Below are 22,491 nucleotides of genomic sequence, written 5' to 3'. Positions count from 1 at the left end.
GAGGAGGCACAGCAGATGGGTTTTCCAGGGACTTGGATGACCGAAAGTGAAAGCATGGTTTACCGTGTCGTGCCGAAATGCGCCTGCTCGACCATCGGTCAGATCATGTATTTCTCGGATCACGGCCGATTTTTTGACGGTGACATTCACGACGCCACGGACGGGATGCACAAATGGGCGTTTGACGCCAGCCAGTCGCGGATTTCCGCCAACGTGCGCAATCACGCATCCTATTCCTTTACCTGCGTGCGCAACCCCTACACCCGGGTGCTCAGCTCGTTCTTTGACAAGATCTGCGGCATTCAGCGCAACGGCAAGCGATATCGCGGCAACCTGGTGCCAACGCTGATTTACAATTACGGGATCGAAGTGGGCGGCGAGGACGGCAAGGGCGAGTTCGACCAGATCGCCAGTTTCCGCCGGTTCCTGCTGTTTGCGCGCGACACGATCCGCTGGCGCAGACCGATGGACCCCGATATTCACTGGTCGGCCATGTCAGGGCATGTGTCCACTTTCATCGTTAATGGCGGTCGCTATGACCGGATTTTCTGGACAGAGAAGTTCAATGACGGGATGCAGGGCGTTCTGGACAATCTGAACCCGCCGCATGCCGTGGACCTGACCGGGATACCCAGGTTCAACGAATCCGAGGGTCACGGCCCCAAACGTGCGCATCCGGTCGAGGATTATTTCGACGACCTGTCGATGCACCTGATCTACGAGATCTACAAACAGGATTTCGAACTGTTCAGATATGATTTCGAGAACCCGGCCAACAAGATGCCGGTTGGTGAAATTGATCTGGACGAGGTTCACGCCAAACTGGGCGACTGAGGCACAAGCCGGATCCTCCCGCCCATCGTCAATGTCTCTGACGAGACATCTCCTCTGGTTGGGCCCGGCGCCGCGCTGCGCGCGGCGCCGGGCCCAAGACCGAACGTGGCATCGGCGCAGCCGATGGTGCGTTTCGGGCGCGGGAGCGTTCCGGTGCCGGACAAAGCCGCCTTACATCCGGGCGCGCCTTACCTGTTGGCTCAGACCTGACGCACGGCCCCTTTCGCCGCGCTTGTGGTCAGCTTGGCATAGGCCCTGAGCGCGGTAGACACTTTGCGCTTGCGCGGCAGGACCGGTTCCCAGCCCTTTTCGTCCTGCTCCTCGCGCCGCGCCGCCAGTTCCTCGTCGGAGACGGCCAGATGGATGGAGCGGTTGGGAATATCGATCTCGATCCTGTCGCCCTGACGCACCAGACCAATCTCACCGCCTTCGGCGGCCTCTGGCGATACGTGGCCGATTGACAGGCCAGAGGTGCCGCCCGAGAAACGCCCATCGGTCAGCAGCGCACAGGCTTTGCCCAGACCTTTCGATTTCAGATACGAGGTCGGATACAGCATCTCCTGCATGCCCGGCCCGCCGCGCGGACCTTCGTAACGGATCACCACCACGTCACCCGCAGCAACCTTGCCGGTCAGGATGTCGTTGACCGCCTGATCCTGGCTTTCGCAGACATAGGCCGTCCCGGTGAATGTCAGGATGTTCTCATCCACACCGGCCGTTTTCACGATGCAACCGTCGCGCGCGATGTTGCCGAACAGCACCGCCAGACCGCCATCCTGGCTGAAGGCATGCTCTTTCGACCGGATCACGCCGCCTTCCCGGTCGATATCCAGTTCCTTGTACCGGTTCGACTGGCTGAACGCCTGTGTCGTGCGCACGCCGCCGGGGGCGGCCTTGAAGAGGTCCTGCGCCTTTGGATTGTTGGCCACCTTGATGTCCCAGTTGGCAATCGCCTCGCCCATGGTGGCCGAGTGCACGGTGCTGCAATCATCGTGCAGAAGCCCGGCGCGGCTGAGTTCACCCAGAATCGAGAAAATGCCTCCGGCGCGGTGGACGTCCTCCATATGCACGTTTTCGGTGTTGGGCGCGACCTTACACAGGCACGGAACCTTGCGGCTGAGGCGATCCATGTCGGTCATGGTGAAATGCACCTCGCCCTCATGCGCGATGGCCAGCAGGTGCAGAACCGTATTGGTCGACCCGCCCATCGCGATATCCAGACTCATGGCGTTTTCAAAGGCTTCGAACGTCGCGATCTCGCGCGGCAGAAATCCTTTTTCGTTCAAATCGTAATGGCGTTTGGTGATTTCGACGATCCGACGACCGGCTTCAAGGAACAGTTCTTTGCGGTCCGCATGTGTTGCCAGCGTAGACCCATTGCCCGGCAGCGCCAGGCCCAGCGCCTCGGCCAGACAGTTCATCGAGTTGGCGGTGAACATGCCCGAACACGACCCGCAGGTGGGACAGGCGTTTTCCTCGATGTGTTTCACCTGCTCATCGGTATAGTGATCATCGGCGGCAGCGACCATCGCGTCGACCAGGTCGATTTTCTTGACGTCCAGATCGGCAATGTCGATCTTGCCCGCTTCCATCGGACCGCCCGAGACAAAGATCGCCGGGATGTTCAGGCGCATCGCCGCCATCAGCATCCCGGGGGTGATCTTGTCGCAGTTCGAGATACAGACCATCGCATCGGCGCAATGGGCGTTAACCATATATTCCACCGAATCCGCGATCACCTCGCGCGACGGCAGCGAATACAGCATCCCGTCATGCCCCATGGCGATGCCGTCATCCACCGCGATGGTGTTGAACTCTTTCGCAACGCCGCCCGCAGCCTCGACCTCGCGCGCGACCATCTGGCCCAGATCCTTCAGGTGCACGTGCCCGGGCACGAACTGGGTGAACGAGTTGACGATGGCGATGATCGGCTTGCCGAAATCGCTCTCGGTCATGCCGGTGGCGCGCCACAGGCCGCGGGCACCGGCCATGTTGCGGCCATGGGTGGAGGTTCTGGATCGGTACATTGGCATGATGCTGTTTCCCTATTGCCGCGGTTGCGATATGCGGGTTGCGTACGTTATAGCGCACGTATCACATGTGCGCTATAACGCACAAGAGGATTCGCAGGGCAATACGATGGCACCGGATGAAATTACGCTGAAACTACGGGATGTGCGGGCGGCCGCGGGGCTGAGCCTGTCCAAAGTGGCCGAAATGACCGGCGTCAGCAAAGCCATGCTGGGCCAGATCGAACGTGGTGAATCCAGTCCGACCATCGCGACCCTGTGGAAGATCGCCAAGGGATTCCAACTGCCGCTGAGCGCTCTGATCGGGCCTGCCTCGCTGCGCGATGCTGCCACGCCCGACGTGTTCCGAACGGTGACTTTTCCTGGCAGTATCGAGGTCAAGATCGTCTTTCCCTTCGACCCGGCATTGCGGGCCGAAACCTTTCACGTCGATCTTGCCCCGAACCAGAGCCACGAATCCGCCGCACATGCCGCTGGCGTGACGGAAGAGGTCTTTGTCCTGCACGGATCGCTTGAGATCTTACGGGATGGGGAATGGGTGCCGTTGCAGGCCGGGCAGGGGCTGCGGTTTGCGGCGGACCTGCCGCATGGCTACCGCGCAGGCGATCAGGGCGCGGCGTTCCTGAACATGCATCATTACGCACAGCTTGATGCGCTGGCCGCGATTGGCTGAGGCCGGAATTTGAACGAAAGGGACACGCCATGACCGCTTTTCTGGGTAGCCTGACTCTGGCGGATGGCATCGGGTCCTTTGGGGCCATGGTCGTCGTGGCCGCCTATTTCGCGACGCAGATGCGGATGATGAATTCCGAGGATCTGGCCTTTCCGGTGCTGAATCTGGCCGGGTCGGTGCTGATCGTCTATTCGCTGCTTCAGAACTTCAATCTGGCGTCGATGCTGATCGAATCCTTCTGGATATTGATCAGTGTGATCGGGATTGTTCAGTTTTTCCGGCTCAGGCGCGCGCGTTAGGCGGGCAACGCCCCATCCAGCCTTGAACCCCAATGCACGCGCGTATAGGGACAAACCAAGCTCGCTTTGGGGAGGCTTTGATGCAGGACGATCCGAAAACCCTCGTTTCAACCGAATGGCTTGCGGCCCATCTCAATGACCCGGACCTGCGGATACTGGACGGGTCCTGGTACCTGCCGCAACAGCGGCGCGACGCCAGGGCCGAGTATGACGCGGGCCATATCCCCGGCGCGCGGTTCTTTGATATCGACGAGATCTCGGATCACCGTTCGGACCTGCCGCACATGGCACCCCCGGTCGAGAAATTTATGTCGCGGCTGCGGGCGATGGGCGTGGGGGACGGCCATCAGGTGGTGGTCTATGACGGTGCCGGGCTGATGTCGGCGGCGCGCGTCTGGTGGCTGTTCCGGCTGATGGGGCAGGACAACATCGCCGTTCTGGATGGCGGCTTGCCGAAATGGCAGGCCGAAGGGCGCGAGACCGAGGATCTGCCCCCGGTTATCCGCGATCGCCACATGACCGTGCGGGTCCAGAACCATCTGGTTCGCGATGTCACGCAGGTCTCGGCCGCCGCCAAGCTGGCCGATCACGAAATCATCGATGCGCGGTCCGCCGCCCGGTTCGCTGGAACCGAGGCCGAACCACGCGAAGGGTTGCGTTCCGGCCGCATTCCGGGCTCGCGCAATGTGCCCTTCGGGACTCTGCTGAACAAGAACGGGACGATGAAATCCCCCGACGAATGCCGCGCCGTGTTTGAGGCTGCCGGTGTCGACCTGTCGAAACCCGCGATCACATCCTGTGGGTCGGGCGTGACCGCCGCGATCCTCAGCCTTGCGCTTGAACGCATGGGCAAGAAAGACCACTCGCTTTATGACGGCTCCTGGGCCGAATGGGGTGCCTTCCCGACCCTGCCCGTCGCAACCGGAGAGACCTGATGTTCGAAAATCTCAAACCGCAGCCCGCCGACAAGATACTGGCGCTGATGCAGATGTACCGCGAAGACCCGCGCGATCAGAAGATCGATCTGGGCGTGGGCGTCTATAAGAACGCCGAGGGCATCACCCCGGTGATGCGCGCCGTCAAGGCCGCCGAACAGCGTATCTGGGAAGAACAGGACAGCAAGGCGTATACCGGCCTGGCCGGTGATCCGGCCTATGCCGACGCGATGATCGGGCTGATCCTTGGCAATGCTGTGCCGCGCGGCAACATCGCCGCCGTGGCCACGCCGGGCGGCACCGGTGCCTGCCGTCAGGCGTTCGAGATGATCCGCATGGCCAACCCTTCGGCGCGTGTTTTCGTATCGAACCCGACCTGGCCGAACCACCTGTCGATCCTGAACTATCTGGGGATGGAGACGGTCCAGTACCGTTATTTCGACGGCGAAACCCGTGGCGTCGATTTCGACGGCATGGTCGAGGACCTCAAGACCGCCAATCCGGGCGACGTGGTTCTGCTGCATGGTTGCTGTCACAACCCGACCGGCGCCAACCTGAACATGGTGCAATGGCAGGAGGTCGTGAATCTGATCAACAGCCGTGGCCTCGTGGCGATGATCGACATCGCCTATCAGGGCTTTGGCGACGGTCTGGAAGAAGACGCGCAGGCGGTCCGTCTGGTCGCCTCGTCCGTCAAGCGTTGCCTGATCGCGGCATCGTGTTCGAAGAATTTCGGGGTGTATCGCGAACGCACGGGCCTGTTGATGGCGGTCAGCGACGACGCCGCGCAAACGGCGCTGAATCAGGCGACGCTGGCTTTCCTGAACCGCCAGAACTATTCCTTCCCGCCCGATCACGGCGCACGGGTTGTGACCACAATCCTGAATGACGACGCGCTGCGCGCTGACTGGGCCGCCGAACTGGAAGAGGTCCGCCTGTCCATGCTGGGCCTGCGTCAGCAACTGGCCGACGAGTTGCAGCGCCTGAGCGGATCGGACCGATTTGGTTTCATCGCGCAACACCGCGGCATGTTCTCGCGTCTGGGAGCGGCACCGGAACTGGTTGAGAAGCTGCGCGCCGATCACGGTATCTACATGGTCGGCGACAGCCGCCTGAACATCGCCGGTTTGAATGCGGCCACAGTACCGATTCTGGCGAAGGCGATAATCGACGTCGGCGTGTGATCCACTTGACAACAAAAAAACCCGGGCAGTTTTGCCCGGGTTTTCATTTTCAAGGGTCTCGGATCAGCCCTTCGAGAACTCGGGATAGGCTTCCATCCCCAACTCACCCATATCCAGGCCGTTGATCTCTTCTTCCTCGCCAACCCGCAGGCCAACGGTGGCCTTGAGGATCGAGAAGAGGATGAAGCTGACCACGAAGACGAAGATACCGATGGCCGCGAAGCCGATGATCTGGGTCACGAAGGACGCATCGCCATTGGTCCAGGCGACGATGAAGGTGCCCCAGAACCCCGCAATCAGGTGAACCGGGATGGCACCGACCACGTCGTCGATCTTCATCCGGTCCAGCATCGGCACGGTCAGCACCACGATCACGCCGCCGATGGCACCAATGATCAGCGCCTGAAACAGCGACGGGGCCAGCGGTTCTGCGGTGATTGACACCAGACCGGCCAGCGCGCCGTTCAGAACCATGGTCAGGTCCACCTTGCCGAACATCACCTGCGTCAGGATCAGGGCGGCGACGGCACCGGCGGCTGCGGCCATGTTGGTGTTGGCGAAGATGCGGCTGATATCGGCCACATCGCCGATGGTGCCCATAGCCAGCTGCGAGCCGCCGTTGAAACCGAACCAGCCCAGCCACAGGATGAATGTACCCAGAGTGGCCAGCGCCAGGTTCGAACCGGGGATCGGAACAACCTTGCCGTCCTTGTTGTACTTGCCGATCCGCGGACCCAGCACGATGGCACCTGCCAGCGCTGCGAAGCCGCCTGCGGCATGCACCAGGGTCGAGCCTGCGAAATCGCTGAAGCCCATCTCGGACAGCCAACCGCCGCCCCACTGCCAGGACGCTTCAATCGGATAGATGACGCCGGTCAGGACGATCACGAAGATGAAGAAGGGCCACAGTTTGATCCGCTCGGCAACGGTGCCCGACACGATCGAGGCGGTGGTGGCGCAGAACATCAGCTGAAAGAAAAAGTCCGACCCGACAGAGGCGTAGGACAGATCAGTTTCGACCCCGTCCAGACCGACCGGTTCCAGCGACGTGGGCGAGAAGGCGCCAAGGATGCCGGTGATGGTCCAGCCATCGCCGGGATACATCAGGTTAAAGCCGACCAGCCAGTACATAATGGCGGCAAAGGAAAACAGGCCCATATTCTTGATCAGCTGCATGGCCACGTTCTTCGACCGCACCAGCCCGGCTTCGAGCATGGCAAAGCCGGCGGCCATCCAGAACACCAGAAAACCGCCGACCAGAAACAGCAGCGAGGTCAGGATATATTGCGTGTGCTGCGCGGTTTCGCCGGCAGCGGCCTCTTGCGCCAGGCCCATCTGCGGCAGCGCGACGATCGCGGCGGCAGGGATGAGAGATTTCATCAGGTTCATGTGACTTCCTCGAATGATTGTGAGTGACGGCGCTTACAGCGCCTCTTCGTTCGTTTCCCCGGTCCGCACGCGCAGAGCCTGCTCGACATCGAGGACGAAAATCTTGCCGTCGCCGATCTTGCCGGTTTTGGCTGTTTTGGTGATGGTCTCGACGATCTGGTCGGCCATCGCGGCAGGCACCACGATTTCCAGTTTGATCTTGGGCACGAAATTCACGGCATATTCGGCGCCGCGATAGATTTCCGTGTGACCCGATTGCGAGCCGAAGCCCTTGATTTCGGTCACCATCATGCCGCGCACGCCCGCTTCGGTCAGTGCCTGGCGCACCTCCTCGAGCTTGTACGGCTTGATTGTCGCAATGATCAGTTTCACGTTGGTCCCCTCTGCTACTCCGGTCTGCCCGGCTTGTTTGCACTTGCAGAAAAAGAGCGCGCCTGACCGTAGTAAGGAACGGCTGTCGCAGGGAAACTTTGGGGAAATCCGGGGTCGGGTGCACAATTTTTGCACAGATTGCAGCAGTTGATTAAATTTTGGGCGCTTTGAAGAGGTGGGTTTCCGGAATTTCATACCTCTACTTCACTGGTGTGGCAGGGTATGGTGCCTGAAAATGACAACCGGGCAGAGTTTGAGCATGACTGAGTCCAGGCGCCGCAAGACACCGCTTGTCGCGGACAAAAGATACCCGTCGAAGGGGCGCAAACCCACGGCGAACAAGCGTTCGGCAAAACCCGCCGGCAAAAAGGCCGCGGCGCGCAAAACGACGACGCGCAAAACCACACGCAAGACACGGCGCAAATCCTCTGGCGGTGGCGGCGGGTTTTTCCGTCGGCTGTTCCGCTGGGTCTGGCGATTGGTCTGGGGTGTGACCTGGCGCGTGGGCGCTGTGGTTGCCATGTTGCTCGCGCTGGCGGTGGGGGTTGTCTATACCACGCTGCCCGATGTCGATGCCCTGCTGGATGGGCGCGCGCGCGGGTCGGTCACGTTGCTGGACCGGGATGGCAAGGTCTTTGCCTGGCGCGGCGATCAGTTTGGCGGCGTGATCACCGCCGATACCGTCTCACCGCATCTGAAAAACGCCGTGGTCGCCACCGAGGACAAGCGGTTCTACCGCCATTTCGGCGTCAGTCCCCGGGGGGTCGCCAGCGCTGTGCGCATCAACCTGAGCGAGGGGCGCGGCCCCCTGTCAGGCCATGGCGGGTCAACCATTACCCAGCAGACAGCCAAGCTGTTGTGCCTTGGCGTGCCATACGTGCCCGGTGAGTGGGAGTCCGAGGCCGCCTATGAGGCTGATTGCCGGCAGGGGTCGCTGTGGCGCAAGGCCCGCGAGGCGGTCTATGCGATGGCGATGGAGGTCAAATACTCCAAGGACGAGATCCTGACCATCTATCTGAACCGCGCGTTCCTGGGCGCGGGTGCGCGCGGGTTCGAAGCCGCAAGCCAGCGTTACTTTGGAATTTCGGCCGCCGAGGTGAACCCGGCGCAGGCCGCGATGCTGGCCGGTCTGCTGGTGGCGCCCACACGGTATGCGCCCACGAACAACCTGCAACGCTCGCAGGACCGCGCGCGGCTGGTGATCGGTTTGATGGAGGCGCAGGATTACCTGACCGCCTCGCAGGCCAGCAGCGCCCGCAGCAACCCGGCGCAGCTGTCCGAGGCCGCGGCGGCGCGGGCTGGGGGGTATTTCGCCGATTGGGTCATAACCGAACTGCCCAGTTTCTTTGGGACGGACACCACGGATGACGTGGTGATCCGCACGACGCTGGATCAGCGCATCCAAAAATCCGCCGAAGACGCGCTGCGGTATATCTTTGAAGAAAAGGTGCGCGAAGGCTCCAAAGCGCAGGCGGCGATTGTGGTGATGTCAGCGGACGGCGCGGTGCGGGCGATGGTCGGCGGGCGCAAGACCCGCGTATCGGGCGCGTTCAACCGCGCCACGCAGGCGCTGCGGCAGACCGGGTCCTCGTTCAAGCCCTTCGTCTATGCCACCGCGCTGGAGCTGGGCTATTCCCCGCTGGATATCGTTGTGGATGAACCCTATTGCGTCAACATCCCCGGATCGGGCCAGTGGTGCCCCAAGAACTATACCAACAAGTTCTATGGCCGGGTGACGCTGGCGGATGCGCTGAAGAACTCGCTGAATATCCCCGCGGTCAAAGTGGCCGAGGTGGCCGGTCTGGACAATGTGCGTACGGTGGCCAGCGAATTCGGTATCGAAAGCGATCTGGCCGAAGGGCCGGCGCTGGCACTGGGCGCGTCTGAAAGCACGCTGATCGAGATGACGGGGGCATACGCCGGAATCCTGAACGGCGGATCATCCGTGGAACCTTATGGCCTGTCCGAACTGAAACTGCTGGGCGATGACACGCCAATGATGGTGACCAGCTCGGGCATTGGTGAGCGGGTGATCAACGATGCCGCTGCCAAGCAGCTCACCTGGATGATGCAGCGCGTGGTCTCCGAAGGCACAGGCGGGCGGGCCAAACTGCCTGGCTGGCAGGTGGCGGGCAAGACCGGCACGACCCAGGCCGCACGGGATGCGTGGTTCATCGGCTTTACGGCGGATTACGTGGCCGGTGTCTGGATGGGCTATGACGACAACACACCGCTGTCCGGCGTGACCGGCGGTGGTCTGCCGGCAGAGATCTGGAAAGAAACCATGCTTCGCGTGACCGACGGGATGACACCGACACCGCTGCCGATGATCGCGCCGGAACCGCCGGTGCAGACGGCGCAGCCCCGGCAACAGCGCCGCAAACAACAGACTGGTCTGGACAGGGCCATCAACAACCTGCTGAACAATATCTTCGGCAACTGATGCGCCAAAGAAAAAGGCGGTGCACCGGGCACCGCCTTTCCTGACCAGACGTGACGCCTGATCAGAGGCTTTCGTCCAGCGCCGCCAGAATGGCGTCGCCCATTTCCGTGGTCGAAACCGGCTGAACCCCTTCATCTGCCAGCAGGTCGCCGGTTCGGACGCCATCGGCCAGAACCTTTTCAATGGCGGCCTCCAGGCGGTCGGCCTCGGCCCCCTGATCGAAGCTGTAACGCAGCGCCATGGCAAAGCTGAGGATACAGGCGATCGGGTTGGCTTTGCCCTGACCGGCGATGTCGGGTGCCGAGCCGTGGACCGGTTCATACATCGCCTTGGGGCGGCCATTGGCCATCGGCGCGCCCAGGCTGGCCGACGGCAGCATGCCCAGCGAGCCGGTCAGCATCGCGGCGCAGTCGGACAGGATATCGCCGAACAGGTTGTCGGTGACGATCACGTCGAACTGCTTGGGCGCGCGAACCAGCTGCATCGCGCCGTTGTCGGCATACATGTGGATCAGCTCGACCTCGGGATAATCCTGCGCCACGCGGTCCATGACCTCGCGCCACAGGATGCCTGATTCCATCACGTTGGCCTTTTCCATCGAACAGACCTTCTTGTTCCGGCGCATCGCCAGTTCAAAGGCCGAACGCGCGGCGCGTTCGATTTCGGATTCGGAATAGCGCTGGGTGTTGACGCCGACGCGTTCGTTGCCTTCTTCGAAAATGCCGCGCGGCTCGCCGAAATAGACGCCCGAGGTCAGCTCGCGCACGATCATGATGTCCAGACCGGCCACGATGTCCTTTTTCAGCGACGAGAAATCGGCCAGCGCGTCAAAGCACTGGGCCGGGCGCAGGTTGGAATAGAGATCCATTTCCTTGCGCAGGCGTAGCAGGCCGCGCTCGGGCTTGAGGCTGAAATCCAGATCGTCGTATTTCGGGCCACCCACGGCACCCAGCAGAACCGCGTCCACCTCTTGCGCCTTGGCCATGGTCTCATCCGACAAAGGCTTGCCATGGGCGTCATAGGCCGCACCGCCCACCAGATCCTCGCTCACGTCGAATTTCAGACCGCGGTTCGCGCCGAACCAGTCGATTACGCGGCGCACTTCGGCCATGACTTCGGGGCCAATTCCATCTCCGGGCAGGATGAGGAGCGAGGGGTTGGACATGAAGGATCTCCTTGCGTTTCGTCGCAATGGCCCTAGCGCCTGTACCGCATCGGGTCAATGAGACGAACCACCCAAATCGCTGGTTCATGGCGTGAATTCCGGTTTCCCCGCAGAAACAGGCATCTGGTGCCCGGGTATCGCCTAAAGCCGGGTCTTCAGCCCCTCAGCCAGCAGGTCCCAGACACGGCGGATTCGCGGTGTCTGGCGCATCGCCTGCGGCGCGGCCAGCCACACCGGAAGAACCGGAATGTCCACGTCCAGCGGCAGCACTTCGACATTTGGGTCGGCCTCGGCCACCTGCACTTGACTGAACCCGATTCCACAGCCGGCCCGTATCAGCTCCCAATAGGCGCTTTGCAGATCGCAGCGGGTGGCGAAACTGTCCTTGCTGGCCGGCCAGCCCTTTTCCCGCATCTTGGTGATGATCTGTTCATTGGCGTCAAACCCGACCAGATCGTGATCAAACAGATCCTCTGGCCTGACCGGCCGCCCGGCGCGGTTCAGGTAGGACGTAGCGGCGCAAAAGCACAGCGGCACGTCCCCCAGATAGCGCGAGATGATGTCCATCTGTTCCGGACGGTACATGCGCACGGCGATATCGGCCTCGCGGTAGAGCAGGTTTTCGGTCGCGTCCGTCGCCACAAGCTCAAGCTGAATCGCCGGTTCCTGCGCGCGGATCTGCGCCAGGATGGGCGGCAGCAAATGGTGCGCGGCAAAGACCGACGCGGTGATGCGCACCGATCCCTCCAGTTGCTGAGACTGACCCGCCGCCGTCAGGCGGAAAGTGTTCATGGCCGAATGCATCTGCTGCGCCATCGGCAGCAACTGCGCCCCCACATCGCTGAGCCTGAGCCCGCGCGCATGCCGGTCGAACAGGGACACGCCCAGTTCATCTTCCAGCGCGTGAATCTGGCGGCCCAGAGTCGGCTGGCTGCGATCCAGCCGGCGTGCCGCCGCGGATAGCGACCCGGTTTCGGCCACCGCCAGAAAGCTTTGGATCAGGGACCAGTCAGAACTTGAGAGTGATTTGTCCATTCAAAAATGAATACACGTTCTGCGCCTGCCGGCAATTCCAAGTTTTCGCTGAATAGCTCATTCTTGCAGAAACAGGAGGTGGCGATGACGCAAACGGTTCTCATACTGGGTGCAACGGGCCGGTTTGGCCGCAATGCAGCGATGGCGTTTTGGAACGCCGGGTGGACGGTGCGGGCTTTCGATCGCAAAACGCAGGATCTGAACGAATCCGCGCAGGGCGCCGATGTGATCGTGAACGGCTGGAACCCGCTATATCCCGACTGGGCGCGCCTTGTGCCGAAACTGAACCAACAGGTGATTGCGGCGGCGTCGGACGCCGGGGCGACGGTGATCATACCGGGCAACGTTTATGTCTACGGGGCGGATACGCCTGGCCCGTGGTCAGCCTCGACACTACACAGGGCGCAAAACCCGTTGGGGCGGATCAGGGTGGAGATGGAAGCGGCATACCGCGATGCCCCGGTCAGGACGATCATCCTGCGGGCAGGTGATTTCATCGACACACGGGCTTCGGGCAACTGGTTTGATCAGATCATTACCAACCGGCTCGCGCAGGGGCAGGTGACCTATCCCGGGCGGTCGGACGCGCCGCATGCCTGGGCTTACCTGCCTGATCTGGCTCGCGCGGCGGTTGCGCTGGCGGAAATGCGCGACCGTCTGCCCCGGTTTTGTCAGGTGCCCTATGCGGGATACACGCTGACAGGTGCGGAACTGACGCATGCCCTGTCGCAGGTGACGGGGGAAGCGCTGCGGCTCAGGCAGATGCGCTGGTGGCCCCTGCAGCTTGCCCGGCCCTTCTGGCGTCTGGCCCCGCATCTGATCGAAATGCGGTATCTGTGGGACCTGCCGCACCGCCTGGACTGCACCCTGTTCAACGAGCTGGTTGGTGATTTCCGGCAAACCGAGATTCAGGATGCGCTGGCCGCCGCTATCCGAACGCAGGTGGGAGTTCACCAGCCTTCGGTCGATCCCGCGCGCGTCTGAGGACCGCTAGGGCAGCGTCAGGTCCACCCAGATCAGGCGGTGCCGACTGGCGCGTTCCGCCGCGCCGCGCAGCGGTGTGCCAGGTTTGGGCCAGAACACGCCCGAATCCGTAACCTGCAAATCGGCAGAAGGCAGCACGTAATCCACCCGCATCTCGCCCACGGCCTTCCAGACCACGGTGGTCGGCACGCCCGACGGATCGCCGGGCTGCGGGTCCTGGATGCGCGGATCGGCTAAAAGATCCCGGATCGCCTGTTTGCGCCCGTCGCCGTGCGCAGGGTCGAGATTGGCGTCCCCTGCAATCACAAACGGGGTTGTTGGTCCCCGCCCCAGCTGCCCGTCCAGATACAGGGACCAGAGGCGGATTTCATCGCGGTTGCGCAGCCCGTTGCGGTCCTCGGGTCCGTCAAAGACGGGCGGGGCGGCGTGAAAGGTCATCAGGTCCAGCGGCCCGATTGGGGTTTCGACCGGCAGGACCCAATGCGCCACGGATGACAACCGCTGCACACGCTGGGCATCCTCGGACGGAAACGGGCCCTGTTCGGTGACCGGCAGCGTTGCACCCGGCAGGTCCCGCCACAACAGGTCCGAGAAGTTCTGTGCGGCATCCCCCCGGATCGCATAGCGCGACAGGACGGCAAGCCCGCCCTGACCGGTGAACCGGCCCCAGCCCTGTGCATCCGCCGGGCCATGCGTGCGCCCGTCACCGTTCAGATCCAGCGCCGTCTCAAGCCCCGAATTCGGCTGGGCCGCGTAGTAATGGGGGTAATCAAGACCGACATCGCGCAACCGTCCGATCAGCGCTGTCACAGCCTGGTCTTCAAGATCCCAGTCCAGCCCCTGCAGGGCGACGATATCGGGCCGGACCGCGGCCAGAACCTCGACCACGGCCTGCACCTGCGCCTCACCGCGCCGGATATCGCGCAGCAGCAGGCCCGGCCCGTCGCGGCTGAGTTCGGTGTTGAAGGTTGCAACGCGCACCGTCTCTGCCTGCGCCAGTACCGGCAACAGCAGCAGAAGCAGAATGCGGATCATGCAGCCTGCGTGGACTCGGCAGTGGAATAGGCGCGGCGCTTTTCGACGATCAGGTTCGCGATGCGCAAGGTGGCCATGCCGCGCATGATCATGCTGGCCGGCAGGAAGGCCCAGGCGCTCATCGTCCAGATCAGGGTCTGAGGATTGCTCAGCGAAATCGGGTTGGCGTAATCGGTCAGCATTTTGATCAGCGCTGGGATCAGGAATGGCAGCAGCACCCCGATCGAGATGTTCAGCCGACCGTCGCGCTGCAGGCGGGTGACGACATCGCCGCCCTTGGTGGGGTCGAACAGCGGCAGGTTGGTCCAGACGTTGAATGCACCATTGCCCGTCGGCCAGCCGCGCATTTTCACGGCATAGGCAAAGCTGCCGATGGTGACCAACGCCGCCACATAAGCCACGCTGGCAGAGATGCGGACCAGTTCGATCAGCGGCGGGCTGGCATCAGCGGGCAGCATCAGAACGATCAGGCGCACCGGCGAATAGGGGAAGTCGACCACATTGGCGACGCCCAGACCGATCGCATAGAAGGTGGCGGTCAGATCGGTGGGCGAATAGGCGTTTTTGCAGATCAGCGTCAGGAAAGTGACCATCGTCACCAGCCCGACAAAGCGCAGGCGGTTCACCGGCGGCGCGTCGCGGAATTCGATAAAGCTGGGAAAGGCCGAGTTGTATTCGGCAAAGGTCAGAAAGAATGCGAGAATGGCGAGAAAGACGACAATCTCGGTGCCATTCGTTGACGATACGGGCAAATACAATGCGGGCGTCAGCACCATTAATGCGACCAATATTCCCCGAATTGCCGCCCCTGTTGTGCGCGCAATCACTATCCGAACCCTTTCAAACTGGATTAGTCGATTCTTCGCCGACTTCGTTCCAACTTGTGCCTATCGCATTTCACTGCGACAGAAGCCATTTCTCACCGACGTTTTCGTTGACGGGTGCCTGTTCACGTCAACATTGCCGATAAGCGGCTTTTCGCTCAAGCCAAGGCGCAGCTAACACGCAGTTTTGGGCAAAATGATGGCGCAACTGGTGCGCGATTGCATCATTTTCGACGCAAATCCGACGTGTGTATCGAAATGATACCTAGATGTTGTGGTTAAAAAAATTTCAACCCCAAGAATGCGAATGGGGCCGCCACAGCGACCCCATTAAGTTGAGTGTCCACAGATTCGCCCCCAGAATCACACCCAGGGACGGGCCTGGCTGGCGTGGTCCTCGAATTTGTCGATATGGTGGTCTTTCTCCATCGTCTGGCCGATATCGTCCAGACCGTTCAGCAGGCAATGCTTGCGGTGCGCGTCGATCTCGAACGCGATGACGACGCCATCCGATGTGGTGATCTGCTGATCTTCCAGATGCACGGTCATGCGGGCGTTTTCACCTTTATGCGCGTCTTCCATCAGGATCGCGTGATGCTCTTCCTCGACCACGATGGGTAGGATGCCGTTCTTGAAGCAGTTGTTGAAGAAGATGTCGGCAAAGCTGGTCGAGATCACAACCTTGATACCGAAATCCTTGATCGCCCAGGGCGCGTGTTCCCGCGATGAGCCGCAGCCGAAATTGTCGCCCGCAACCAGAATCTCGGCCTCGCGATAGGCCGGCTTGTTGAGAACGAATTCGTCGTTTTCGCTGCCGTCATCGTGATAGCGCATCTCGTCGAACAGCACGACGCCAAGGCCGGACCGCTTGATGGTCTTCAGATGCACTTTCGGGATGATCATATCGGTGTCGATATTGATCAGCGGCATCGGGGCGGCCACCCCGTGGACTTTGTCAAACTTTTCCATGTCTACACTCCTGCGGGAGAGGGCCGCGCCCGTGCCCCGCGTTTAAGCTTCTTTCGCTTGTGTCGTTTCGGTTTTGGGTGCGTCCCGGACGTAGAACGCCATGAAGACCAGTCCGAGCCCGTTGAACAGCATCTCGATGCCCAGCAGGATCCCCAGCAATTGCAGCAGCACGGTCGGATCGGCCGCGGCAAAGCGCCAGATGATGATTGCCAGAACGATCGACATGATGCCCGAGATCAGCGTGGCCCAGAAATACTGCGTGCCGCGCATCTGGATCGACAGGATCACCCGGGCGATGCCGCCGGCCATGAACAGGATCAGGCAGACCGTCGCCAGTGTGACCGTTCCCTGTAGCGGGTGGCCCAGAAAGGACCAGCCCAGAAACAGCATCACAACACCCATGACGAGCGACAGGACCTTGTTACCGGTGCCTTCGACCGTAAAGCCGCCGACCACCTGCAATGCGCCCGAGATCAGCAGCAACACGCCGGTCACCACTGTCACGGCTATGGATGCCACCCCCGGCGCGCCCAGCACAAAGATGCCGAACACGATGGACAGCAGCCCCAGCAGGAACCATTTGATCCAATCACTCATTTCCGTCTCTCCCTCAAATATCTAGATATGAGGGCAGCTTACATCAGCTCACGAACGTCTGTCAGCCGTCCCGTGATTGCCGCTGCGGCAGCCATGGCGGGGCTCAGCAGGTGGGTACGCCCGCCGCGACCCTGACGGCCTTCGAAGTTGCGGTTCGAGGTGGCGGCACAGCGCTCGCCCGGTTGCAACTGGTCGGGATTCATCGCCAGACACATCGAACATCCCGCCAGACGCCATTCGAACCCGGCCTCTTTGAAGATGTCGGCCAGACCTTCCTCCTCGGCCTGCGCACGGACCAGTCCCGAACCGGGCACGACCATGGCGCGCATGCCATCCTTGATCTTTTTGCCTTTCAGGATTTCCGCCGCAGCGCGCAGGTCTTCGATCCGGCCGTTGGTGCAGGACCCGATGAAAACGGTGTCGATTTCAACATCGCTCAGCTTCTGACCGGCTTCCAGCCCCATGTACTCGATGGACCTGCGGGCCGCGTCGACCTTGCCGCCTTCGAAATCCTCGGGGTGAGGAACCGATGCTGTGATCGGCAGCACGTCTTCGGGGCTGGTGCCCCAGGTCACGACCGGAGCGATGTCCTCACCACGGATAGTGACGACCTTGTCGAAATGCGCGCCTTCGTCGGTGTAGAGCGTCTTCCACCAGTCCATCGCGGCTTCCCACTGCGCGCCTTTCGGCGCGTGCGGGCGGCCTTTGACATATTCGAACGTGGTCTCGTCCGGCGCGATCAGACCGGCGCGGGCACCACCTTCGATAGCCATGTTGCAGACGGTCATGCGGCCTTCCATCGACAGGTCACGGATCGCCTCGCCGCAATATTCGATGACATAGCCGGTGCCGCCGGCGGTGCCGGTCTCACCGATTACGGCCAGAGTGATGTCCTTGGCGGTCACGCCCGGCTGCAATTTGCCGGTGATCTCGACCTTCATGTTCTTGGATTTCTTCTGGATCAGAGTCTGCGTGGCCAGAACGTGTTCGACCTCGGACGTGCCTATGCCGTGGGCCAGAGCGCCAAACGCGCCGTGGGTGGCGGTGTGGCTGTCGCCGCAGACAACGGTCATGCCGGGCAGGGTCCAGCCCTGTTCCGGGCCGACAATATGCACGATGCCCTGACGCACGTCATTCACCGGATAGTAGTGAATGCCGAAATCTTTGGCGTTCTTGTCCAGTGCCTCGACCTGAATGCGCGATTCGGGGTTTTCGATCCCGTTCACGCGGTCGGGTGTAGTCGGTACATTGTGATCCGGCACGGCGATGGTCTTTTCCGGCGCGCGCACCTTGCGGCCCGCCATGCGCAGGCCTTCGAACGCCTGCGGGCTGGTCACTTCGTGCACCAGATGGCGATCGATATAGAGCAGGCAGGTGCCATCATCGGCCTCGTGGGCGACATGGGCATCCCAGATCTTGTCATAGAGTGTTTTGGGGGACATCGGTCCTCTCCCGTATGTATTGAGATATGCTGGCGAGTGGCTGGACGCCGCTTATAGGCGGGCCAGAACCGTGCGGGCGGCCCCAAAGAACCGTTCACGCAGGCGCGTGCGGTCTTGCAACGTGGGGGCAGGGGCCATGGTGAGTCTCATGCGCCTGAGATATATCGCGTATGGACGGCAATCAAGGTTCAATCCGGGTGCGGGCTTGCATCACCCAACGCGGATGGTCAATCTGGCGGTCATGAACCAGGACCTGTTACCGGAAACGCTGTCCGAGCTTTATGCCAACATGACGGCGGCTTTCTCCTCTCAGTTCGAGAATCTGATTGATCTGATCGTGACGCCGGGCTGGCGGCAATACCAACTGGTCATCATCCTGTTGCTCTGGGCGTTGTCCTTTTGCCTGCGGTTCATGACGCAATCCCGCTGGGAAGCCTGGGCCCGTGCCCGCACCGGCTGGCCGAAATGGCGGCTGCGCATGCTGGTGCAAGTGATGCAGCGCCTGACGCTGGTCTATTTCGTGCTGATGTCCTGGGGGCTGTATCTGGTGATGCAGCATGTCACCTGGCCCTCGCGCAGCTATATCATCGGTGTGATCGCCACGCTGGCGGCCGCCTGGCTGGCCATTGCGCTGGTGGCGCGGCTGGTGCGCAACCGGACCCTGCGGCGGATCTTCAAATGGGCCATGTGGATCTATGCAACGCTGATTGCCCTGAACCTGACCGATGACGTGGCCGGGTTTCTGGACGGGGTGGCGATTTCCATCGGCGACCTGCACATCTCGGCGCTGGGGATCCTCAAGGCGGTTCTGCTGATCGGTATTCTGCTGACGCTGGCCCGTATCGGCACCCGCGCGGCCGAGCGGGGGCTGAAAGGCAATGACGACATCACGCCCTCGATGCAGGTTCTGCTGGCCAAGGGAATTCAGGTTCTGCTCTACGGGGCGGTGTTTCTGGCCGCGATCCGAACCCTCGGGTTTGACCTGACCGGCATCGCGTTGCTGTCCGGCGCAATCGGCGTCGGCATCGGATTCGGGCTGCAGAAGGTGGTGTCGAACCTGATCTCGGGCATCATCATCCTGATGGACCGTTCGATCAAGCCGGGCGACGTGATCTCGCTGGGTGATACGTTTGGCTGGATCAACGCGCTGGGCGCGCGTTATGTCTCGGTCGTCACCCGGGATGGCCGCGAATATCTGATCCCGAACGAGGACCTGATCACCAATCAGGTGGTGAACTGGTCGCATTCGGACCGGTTCGTGCGGCTGGATCTGGAATTCGGCACCAGCTATGCGGATGATCCGCACAAGGTACGGGCAACGGCGATCCGGTCGGTGAAAACGGTTCCGCGGGTGCTGAGCGGCGGTTCGCACGAACCCGTCTGCCATATCACCGGCTTCGGCGACAGCAGCGTGGATTATGTGCTGCGCTTCTGGATCAGCGACCCGACCAAGGGGCTGACGAATATCCGCGGCAATGTCTATCTGGCGTTGTGGGACGCCTTTGCCGAAGAAGGCATCTCGATCCCTTTCCCCCAGCGCGAGGTTCGGCTGCTGTCAGGCGGCGCGGACCCGCAACAGGTCGCCAAAGAGTGACCCGCCGTGCGCGCATCCGGGCGGCCCTTCATTGAAATGTTGCAATCCGCTTGTTACCTTATTAGTACCCCGGCGCCGGGGATGAGCGGCGCGCAGCAAAGGAGGACTATGTCCTGTCTCTACATACTCAGGCGGGTTTGCCCGCCGATGACGGTGCCAGTGTAATGGCCCACTCTCAGTCAATCAGCGACAAGCTGCTTGAACGCATCCTTTCCTCACTTTCCGATGACAAGGCCGAAGACGTCGTGCAGATCAACCTGCAAGGTAAGTCTTCTGTCGCGGATCACATGGTGATTGCTTCGGGTCGGTCGACCCGACAGGTCTCGGCCATGGCGGAAAAGCTGACGGATCGCATCAAGCAGGAATTCGGCTTCACCTCGAAGGTTGAAGGCAAGGATGCCGGCGACTGGGTGCTGATCGATACGGGCGACGTGGTCGTTCATATCTTCCGCCCCGAAGTGCGTGAATTCTACCAGCTGGAAAAGATGTGGCTGCCTCAGGGCGGCAGCGCCTCGGCCAACTGAGGCGCCATCCCGGCCTGTATTGAGGGGCCGGAGGCGAGAGAGACATGCGTATCAGCATAGTTGCGGTCGGGCGATTGCGTGCCGGACCGGAAAAGACCCTGCTTGATGACTATCTGACCCGATTTGACCGGACCGGCCGCAGCCTGGGCCTTGGCCCCGCACGCGTGATCGAGGTCGAGGACAAGAAAAACGCCGGTATGGGCGCCGAGGCCGTGCTGCTGCGCAAGGCGCTGCCCAGGGGCGCGGTGATCTGCACGCTGGACGAACGGGGGCGGGTGTTATCCTCACCCGATTTCGCGCAGAAACTGGGCGGCTGGCGAGATGCCGGGCGGCAGGATCTGGCGCTGATCATCGGCGGAGCCGACGGTATAGACCCTGATCTGCGGGCCGAGACCGATTTTTCCATTTCCTTCGGCTCGATGGTCTGGCCCCATATGCTGGTCCGTGTGATGCTGGCCGAGCAAATCTATCGGGCCGCAACCATCCTGTCGGGCGGTCCTTATCACCGGGTCTGACATGGCGCATCTGTTGATCGTTTACCATTCGCGCACCGGTGGCAGCCGGCAGATGGCCGAAGCGGCGGCTGACGCCGGGCGGGATGAGGCGGTCGTCTTCCTGAAACCCGCCGAACAGGCCGGACCCGGGGATTTGCTGCGCGCTGATGGCTATATCTTCTGTGCGCCCGAGAATCTGGCGGCGATTTCGGGTCAGATGAAGGAATTCTTTGACCGCTGCTACTATCCGGTTCTGGGCCGCATCGAAGGGCGCCCCTATGCCCAGATGATCTGCGCCGGGTCTGACGGTGAAAACGCGGCCCGGCAGACCGCGCGGATCGCCACCGGCTGGCGGCTGAAACAGGTGCAGCCGCCGCTGATCATCTGCACCCATGCGCAAACGCCCGAGGCCATTCTGGCCGAGAAGACCATTCCCGGGGACCAGCTTGAGAAATGCCGCGAGATTGGCCTGGCCCTGGCTGCCGGGTTGGAAATGGGTCTGTTCTGACTTCAGGGCAGGGTGATGACAAAGGTCTGATCGGCCCAGCCATCCACATTGCACCGCGCCTGTATCTGCACCTTTTGGGTTCCGTCCGGGATCACCACGCCACTTAGCGACCGAGTGAAGGGCTGTTCCTGTTCATGCGGGTGGTGCAGCACGCGCATGCCCAGTTCCGCACCGTCCATGTCCAGAACCCGCCAGCCATCGGCGTAATGGTCCCAGCCTGTGTCGGGATGCGAGACGGTCACGTCGAATCGCCAGCTGTCGCCGCTGCGCTGGGCGGTTGCATTTTCAATCACCGGATCGTCAGCAAGGGCCGGTGACGCGATCAGGGCGGACAGGACAAGGAACCTCATGCACGCACCCTAGCGCGCGACCGGACGAATGGCGATCACGATCCGGTGTTGAGCAATACCGTGCGCGAATGGGATGCAAATTCCCGGCGGTACAGCATCGCAAGGGTGATCAGCGTGCCCAGGATCAGGGCAACCGGGCCCAATATCCACGCCACTGCGGCCAGCGCGAAATAAGTTGCCCGCAAACCGCGATTGAAGCTGCGCGCCGCGGTGACGCAGATTTCCGCAGCCTGTGCCGCGCGGGGATAGGCGCTGGGGTCGTCGGGGTCGTTCGGAACCGCAGCCATCAGGACCGCGCAATAGCCGAACAGACGATGCGCCCAAACGTATTTCAGAAACGCGTTGGACAAAAACAGCAGGATGATCAGGATCTTGACCTCCCACACCAACGCGGGCGCGCTGCCCAGGGCAAGGTCCTTGGCAACGCCCGCCAGACGCTCGGTATTGCCCAGCAATGCCAGCCCGCCGCCGATGGCGATCATGGTGGTCGAGGCGAAAAACGTGCTGCCCTGCCGCATCGTGCCGACCACCTGCGCGTCGAACATGCGCGGCTGGCGGGTCACCATTTCCTTCATCCAGTCACGCCGATAGGCATCCATGATCATCCCGACCGAGGGCTTGCGCGGCGACGGGTTTTCGATCCGCCAGCCGATCCACAGCCAGGCGGTGATCAACAGAGCGGTGCCGCCGTAATCCAGCGGAGAAAACAGAAGAGTTCGGTCGATCCAGGACATGGGCGCGACACTACGGCGGCGCATCTCAACTTGCCAGAACAGAAAATTGGTAATATTATTTTACCAAACGCGAGGAG

23 protein-coding genes are annotated in these 22,491 nt (G+C 61.7%); 11 read left to right on the top strand and 12 right to left on the bottom strand.

The genetic code is table 11. The features are described from left to right. The first annotated feature begins 15 nt into the window (after positions 1-15). The gene (locus ACXAC3_RS02295; protein WP_475155514.1) at positions 16-834 is read left to right on the top strand and encodes a sulfotransferase family protein; all 819 of its coding nucleotides are present in this window, start codon (positions 16-18) and stop codon (positions 832-834) included. Between the two features lie 200 nt (positions 835-1,034). Here ACXAC3_RS02295 and ilvD read toward each other — a convergent pair whose 3' ends face one another. Beyond that, positions 1,035-2,867, bottom strand: a complete 1,833-nt coding sequence (gene ilvD, locus ACXAC3_RS02290) for a dihydroxy-acid dehydratase (RefSeq protein WP_475155508.1) — start codon at positions 2,865-2,867, stop codon at positions 1,035-1,037. A 106-nt stretch (positions 2,868-2,973) separates the two neighbouring features. Here ilvD and ACXAC3_RS02285 point away from each other — a divergent pair, with 106 nt between their 5' ends. From ACXAC3_RS02285 to ACXAC3_RS02270, 4 genes are all read left to right on the top strand, one after another. After that, positions 2,974-3,537, top strand: coding sequence for a helix-turn-helix domain-containing protein (locus tag ACXAC3_RS02285; protein ID WP_475155503.1), 564 nt, complete (start codon positions 2,974-2,976; stop codon positions 3,535-3,537). A 29-nt stretch (positions 3,538-3,566) separates the two neighbouring features. After that, positions 3,567-3,836: a CBU_0592 family membrane protein gene (locus tag ACXAC3_RS02280; RefSeq protein ID WP_475155498.1), complete on the top strand. Its 270-nt coding sequence runs from the start codon at positions 3,567-3,569 to the stop codon at positions 3,834-3,836. 80 nt (positions 3,837-3,916) lie between these two features. After that, positions 3,917-4,771 (top strand): 3-mercaptopyruvate sulfurtransferase, encoded by an 855-nt coding sequence (gene sseA, locus ACXAC3_RS02275; protein ID WP_475155492.1) that lies wholly within the window; start codon positions 3,917-3,919, stop codon positions 4,769-4,771. Continuing rightward, positions 4,771-5,955 (top strand): amino acid aminotransferase, encoded by a 1,185-nt coding sequence (locus ACXAC3_RS02270; protein WP_475155488.1) that lies wholly within the window; start codon positions 4,771-4,773, stop codon positions 5,953-5,955. The genes sseA and ACXAC3_RS02270 overlap by 1 nt, the downstream gene beginning before the upstream one ends. A gap of 63 nt (positions 5,956-6,018) precedes the next feature. On the opposite strand, the gene ACXAC3_RS02265 is transcribed toward ACXAC3_RS02270, so the two are convergent. Both ACXAC3_RS02265 and ACXAC3_RS02260 read right to left on the bottom strand, forming a co-directional pair. Beyond that, positions 6,019-7,344 (bottom strand): ammonium transporter, encoded by a 1,326-nt coding sequence (locus ACXAC3_RS02265; RefSeq protein ID WP_475155484.1) that lies wholly within the window; start codon positions 7,342-7,344, stop codon positions 6,019-6,021. A gap of 33 nt (positions 7,345-7,377) precedes the next feature. Next, positions 7,378-7,716, bottom strand: a complete 339-nt coding sequence (locus tag ACXAC3_RS02260; RefSeq protein ID WP_475155480.1) for a P-II family nitrogen regulator — start codon at positions 7,714-7,716, stop codon at positions 7,378-7,380. Positions 7,717-7,975: 259 nt separating this feature from the next. Between ACXAC3_RS02260 and ACXAC3_RS02255 the strand changes: the two genes are divergently transcribed. Further along, positions 7,976-10,159: a transglycosylase domain-containing protein gene (locus tag ACXAC3_RS02255; RefSeq protein WP_475155474.1), complete on the top strand. Its 2,184-nt coding sequence runs from the start codon at positions 7,976-7,978 to the stop codon at positions 10,157-10,159. Between the two features lie 61 nt (positions 10,160-10,220). On the opposite strand, the gene leuB is transcribed toward ACXAC3_RS02255, so the two are convergent. Together leuB and ACXAC3_RS02245 are read right to left on the bottom strand one after the other, a co-directional pair. Next, positions 10,221-11,324 carry a 3-isopropylmalate dehydrogenase gene (leuB, locus tag ACXAC3_RS02250; RefSeq protein ID WP_475155469.1) on the bottom strand — a complete coding sequence of 368 codons (1,104 nt, stop codon included), beginning with the start codon at positions 11,322-11,324 and terminating at the stop codon, positions 10,221-10,223. Positions 11,325-11,465: 141 nt separating this feature from the next. After that, positions 11,466-12,359, bottom strand: a complete 894-nt coding sequence (locus ACXAC3_RS02245; RefSeq protein ID WP_475155463.1) for a LysR family transcriptional regulator — start codon at positions 12,357-12,359, stop codon at positions 11,466-11,468. A gap of 84 nt (positions 12,360-12,443) precedes the next feature. On the opposite strand from ACXAC3_RS02245, the gene ACXAC3_RS02240 reads away from it, so the two are divergent. Next, the gene (locus ACXAC3_RS02240; RefSeq protein ID WP_475155457.1) at positions 12,444-13,343 is read left to right on the top strand and encodes a Rossmann-fold NAD(P)-binding domain-containing protein; all 900 of its coding nucleotides are present in this window, start codon (positions 12,444-12,446) and stop codon (positions 13,341-13,343) included. A 6-nt stretch (positions 13,344-13,349) separates the two neighbouring features. On the opposite strand, the gene ACXAC3_RS02235 is transcribed toward ACXAC3_RS02240, so the two are convergent. From ACXAC3_RS02235 to leuC, 5 genes are all read right to left on the bottom strand, one after another. Then, complete coding sequence (locus tag ACXAC3_RS02235; RefSeq protein ID WP_475155450.1) at positions 13,350-14,378, bottom strand: endonuclease/exonuclease/phosphatase family protein; 1,029 nt, start codon at positions 14,376-14,378, stop codon at positions 13,350-13,352. Continuing rightward, a complete protein-coding gene (locus tag ACXAC3_RS02230; protein ID WP_475155443.1) occupies positions 14,375-15,205 on the bottom strand; it encodes a hypothetical protein in 831 nt (276 codons plus the stop codon). The genes ACXAC3_RS02235 and ACXAC3_RS02230 overlap by 4 nt, the downstream gene beginning before the upstream one ends. Positions 15,206-15,565: 360 nt before the next feature. Then, entirely contained in the window at positions 15,566-16,171 is a 606-nt protein-coding gene (gene leuD, locus ACXAC3_RS02225) for a 3-isopropylmalate dehydratase small subunit (RefSeq protein WP_475155437.1), read from the bottom strand. A 42-nt stretch (positions 16,172-16,213) separates the two neighbouring features. Beyond that, complete coding sequence (locus tag ACXAC3_RS02220) at positions 16,214-16,768, bottom strand: HdeD family acid-resistance protein (protein WP_475155435.1); 555 nt, start codon at positions 16,766-16,768, stop codon at positions 16,214-16,216. Between the two features lie 38 nt (positions 16,769-16,806). Then, positions 16,807-18,210 carry a 3-isopropylmalate dehydratase large subunit gene (gene leuC / locus ACXAC3_RS02215; protein ID WP_475155432.1) on the bottom strand — a complete coding sequence of 468 codons (1,404 nt, stop codon included), beginning with the start codon at positions 18,208-18,210 and terminating at the stop codon, positions 16,807-16,809. 223 nt (positions 18,211-18,433) lie between these two features. Here leuC and ACXAC3_RS02210 point away from each other — a divergent pair, with 223 nt between their 5' ends. From ACXAC3_RS02210 to ACXAC3_RS02195, 4 genes are all read left to right on the top strand, one after another. Then, a complete protein-coding gene (locus ACXAC3_RS02210) occupies positions 18,434-19,804 on the top strand; it encodes a mechanosensitive ion channel family protein (RefSeq protein ID WP_475163328.1) in 1,371 nt (456 codons plus the stop codon). Between the two features lie 164 nt (positions 19,805-19,968). Then, the gene (gene rsfS / locus ACXAC3_RS02205; RefSeq protein WP_039541351.1) at positions 19,969-20,328 is read left to right on the top strand and encodes a ribosome silencing factor; all 360 of its coding nucleotides are present in this window, start codon (positions 19,969-19,971) and stop codon (positions 20,326-20,328) included. A 44-nt stretch (positions 20,329-20,372) separates the two neighbouring features. Then, the gene (gene rlmH / locus ACXAC3_RS02200; protein ID WP_475155428.1) at positions 20,373-20,843 is read left to right on the top strand and encodes a 23S rRNA (pseudouridine(1915)-N(3))-methyltransferase RlmH; all 471 of its coding nucleotides are present in this window, start codon (positions 20,373-20,375) and stop codon (positions 20,841-20,843) included. A 1-nt stretch (position 20,844) separates the two neighbouring features. Beyond that, positions 20,845-21,330, top strand: a complete 486-nt coding sequence (locus tag ACXAC3_RS02195; RefSeq protein ID WP_475155423.1) for a flavodoxin family protein — start codon at positions 20,845-20,847, stop codon at positions 21,328-21,330. Positions 21,331-21,332: 2 nt separating this feature from the next. On the opposite strand, the gene ACXAC3_RS02190 is transcribed toward ACXAC3_RS02195, so the two are convergent. Beyond that, a complete protein-coding gene (locus ACXAC3_RS02190) occupies positions 21,333-21,680 on the bottom strand; it encodes a hypothetical protein (RefSeq protein ID WP_475155419.1) in 348 nt (115 codons plus the stop codon). Positions 21,681-21,715: 35 nt separating this feature from the next. Further along, the gene (locus ACXAC3_RS02185) at positions 21,716-22,414 is read right to left on the bottom strand and encodes a DUF599 domain-containing protein (RefSeq protein WP_475163324.1); all 699 of its coding nucleotides are present in this window, start codon (positions 22,412-22,414) and stop codon (positions 21,716-21,718) included. Positions 22,415-22,491 lie beyond the last annotated feature (77 nt).

It is taken from the genome of Ruegeria sp. ABV4_181 (genome assembly GCF_056158465.1).
Note: the sequence above shows the minus strand (reverse complement) of the source record. Positions and strands in the feature narration are given on the sequence as shown.

Bases quoted from the DNA above. Each gene is read 5' to 3' on its own strand.
- ACXAC3_RS02245 (WP_475155463.1), bottom strand. From the start codon at position 12,359: ATGGACAAATCACTCTCAAGTTCTGACTGGTCCCTGATCCAAAGCTTT.
- ACXAC3_RS02235 (WP_475155450.1), bottom strand. From the start codon at position 14,378: ATGATCCGCATTCTGCTTCTGCTGCTGTTGCCGGTACTGGCGCAGGCA.
- ACXAC3_RS02285 (WP_475155503.1), top strand. From the start codon at position 2,974: ATGGCACCGGATGAAATTACGCTGAAACTACGGGATGTGCGGGCGGCC.
- ACXAC3_RS02190 (WP_475155419.1), bottom strand. From the start codon at position 21,680: ATGAGGTTCCTTGTCCTGTCCGCCCTGATCGCGTCACCGGCCCTTGCT.
- rsfS (WP_039541351.1), top strand. From the start codon at position 19,969: ATGGCCCACTCTCAGTCAATCAGCGACAAGCTGCTTGAACGCATCCTT.
- ACXAC3_RS02280 (WP_475155498.1), top strand. From the start codon at position 3,567: ATGACCGCTTTTCTGGGTAGCCTGACTCTGGCGGATGGCATCGGGTCC.
- ACXAC3_RS02270 (WP_475155488.1), top strand. From the start codon at position 4,771: ATGTTCGAAAATCTCAAACCGCAGCCCGCCGACAAGATACTGGCGCTG.
- ACXAC3_RS02210 (WP_475163328.1), top strand. From the start codon at position 18,434: ATGGTCAATCTGGCGGTCATGAACCAGGACCTGTTACCGGAAACGCTG.
- ACXAC3_RS02185 (WP_475163324.1), bottom strand. From the start codon at position 22,414: ATGTCCTGGATCGACCGAACTCTTCTGTTTTCTCCGCTGGATTACGGC.
- leuC (WP_475155432.1), bottom strand. From the start codon at position 18,210: ATGTCCCCCAAAACACTCTATGACAAGATCTGGGATGCCCATGTCGCC.
- ACXAC3_RS02265 (WP_475155484.1), bottom strand. From the start codon at position 7,344: ATGAACCTGATGAAATCTCTCATCCCTGCCGCCGCGATCGTCGCGCTG.
- ACXAC3_RS02295 (WP_475155514.1), top strand. From the start codon at position 16: ATGGGTTTTCCAGGGACTTGGATGACCGAAAGTGAAAGCATGGTTTAC.
- ilvD (WP_475155508.1), bottom strand. From the start codon at position 2,867: ATGCCAATGTACCGATCCAGAACCTCCACCCATGGCCGCAACATGGCC.
- leuD (WP_475155437.1), bottom strand. From the start codon at position 16,171: ATGGAAAAGTTTGACAAAGTCCACGGGGTGGCCGCCCCGATGCCGCTG.
- sseA (WP_475155492.1), top strand. From the start codon at position 3,917: ATGCAGGACGATCCGAAAACCCTCGTTTCAACCGAATGGCTTGCGGCC.
- ACXAC3_RS02195 (WP_475155423.1), top strand. From the start codon at position 20,845: ATGGCGCATCTGTTGATCGTTTACCATTCGCGCACCGGTGGCAGCCGG.
- ACXAC3_RS02220 (WP_475155435.1), bottom strand. From the start codon at position 16,768: ATGAGTGATTGGATCAAATGGTTCCTGCTGGGGCTGCTGTCCATCGTG.
- ACXAC3_RS02255 (WP_475155474.1), top strand. From the start codon at position 7,976: ATGACTGAGTCCAGGCGCCGCAAGACACCGCTTGTCGCGGACAAAAGA.
- leuB (WP_475155469.1), bottom strand. From the start codon at position 11,324: ATGTCCAACCCCTCGCTCCTCATCCTGCCCGGAGATGGAATTGGCCCC.
- ACXAC3_RS02240 (WP_475155457.1), top strand. From the start codon at position 12,444: ATGACGCAAACGGTTCTCATACTGGGTGCAACGGGCCGGTTTGGCCGC.
- rlmH (WP_475155428.1), top strand. From the start codon at position 20,373: ATGCGTATCAGCATAGTTGCGGTCGGGCGATTGCGTGCCGGACCGGAA.